1 protein-coding gene is annotated in these 1,687 nt (G+C 56.7%); it reads right to left on the bottom strand.

Annotated elements, in window-relative coordinates; all coding sequences use genetic code 11:
• A partial coding sequence (gene ltrA / locus XYCOK13_RS21395) for a group II intron reverse transcriptase/maturase (RefSeq protein WP_213414286.1) occupies positions 1-1,315 on the bottom strand: 1,315 nt, incomplete at its 3' end.
• Positions 1,316-1,687: the final 372 nt, after the last annotated feature.

The following is a 1,687-nucleotide window of genomic DNA, read 5'->3' as shown; positions in this document are numbered from 1 at the left end:
TTGTATTTCGGGACATTTCCCACGGTCCACGGCGGGAGTTGGCCATGACAAAGCAAGCCCACTCTGGAACACCGAGTGCTCGGAGCTCGCGAATTCGGGTGCGGACCCGTTTCCACTGCTTCCAGAGACACATGCGTAGCCTTCTGCGAATCCACTGGTCGAAACTTGCGACGTGCTTCTTCGCCGAGGCCAGCCGGAAGTAGCCAAGCCATCCCATCAGATAGCGGTTCAGCCGGGAGATCCGTTCCTCCATCGACATGGACTTGGACCGGTCGGTTAGCTCTCGAACTTTCTCCTTGAATCGCGAGATGGTCTTCGGTGCCAAGCGGATCGTTGCATCCTTCTTCGACAGGAAGCTAAATCCGAGGAACTTCCGATTCCATGGGCGGTCTACCGCGCTCTTGTCTCGATTTACTTTCAGTTTCAGCTTTCCTTCCACAAAGCAAATCACCGATTCCATGACACGTTCTCCGGCGCGCTTGCTTGCGACAAAGATGTTGCAATCATCCGCGTACCGAACGAACCGCAGGCCGCGCTTCATGAGTTCCTTGTCCAAGTCGTCCAGCAGGATATTCGCCAATAGCGGACTTAAAGGGCCTCCTTGCGGTGTGCCTTCTTCCGTCTTCTGGCAGACTCCATTTGCCATCACTCCGGCGTTGAGGTAGGACCGGATCAGTTTCAGGACACGCTTGTCCGTCACTCTCCTTGCCACCCTGGCCATGAGAATGTCATGATTCACCCGGTCAAAGAACTTCTCCAAATCCATGTCCACGACCCATCTCAGGCCACTTTGGATATGGCGTTGTGCTTGCAAAACTGCCTCATGTGCTCTCTTCCCCGGTCTAAATCCGTAGCTGTACCACGAGAATTGAGCATCGAAGATCGGATTCATCACTTGCAGAAGCGCTTGCTGGAGCAAACGGTCCATTACGGTCGGGATGCCAAGCAGCCGCACGCCGCCTCCGGGTTTGGGGATTTCCACCCGTCTGACCGGCATCGGTCTGTACGTTCCCGCGAGGAGTTCGGCTTTCACCGATTCCCAGTGTGTTTTCAGGTAAGCTTGTAGCTCCGCTACCGTTACGCCGTCCACGCCGGGGGCTCCTCCGTTTTGGATGACTCGCTTGTAAGCGAGCAGAAGGTTTTCCCTTCCCAGCATCTTCTCCAGCAGGTCGTTCTGGCCTTCGCGAGAGGAAGGGGCGACTTGTGCCGGCGAAGAACTCGGCACTCCGGCATACCCTTCCGGCTTCACCGTATCTCTTTGCCGTGAGCTCCCTTGCGGGATATTCTGCTGTCGTTGCTCTTCACGCGAACGCATCGGTTTCCTCTCTCCTTTCGGTTCGGCCCTTCCGCTTTCTGGCGTCCCGTACTTGCGTACTATGGCCTCTGCTGACTCCTGCGGATTCAGCGCAACCTCTCGGTTGCGGTTACGAAGTCACTTCGTGTATTCCGCAGGCCTCCCCAGATAAGAGCGTCATCTGTCTGCCCGCGACCACCCAAGTCTACAGGGCTAGCCCTTGGCGGCTTAGGATTTCGTTGTGTATGGGCAACTCATCCGTCTAACCCTGCCTCAAATTAGGTTCGTGTACCTTGGCCCGTGCATTTGCTTCCGGCTTCCTTCAGATTCCGCCTCGCGGCCGACACCCTTGCCCTTGGCTAACGGTAGGCGCTCGCCAGCCCCCGTTCGGGA

Origin of the sequence: Xylanibacillus composti (assembly GCF_018403685.1) — a bacterium.
GTDB classification, from domain to species: Bacteria; Bacillota; Bacilli; order Paenibacillales; family K13; genus Xylanibacillus; species Xylanibacillus composti.
This window is presented reverse-complemented; position numbering and strand designations above follow the sequence as displayed.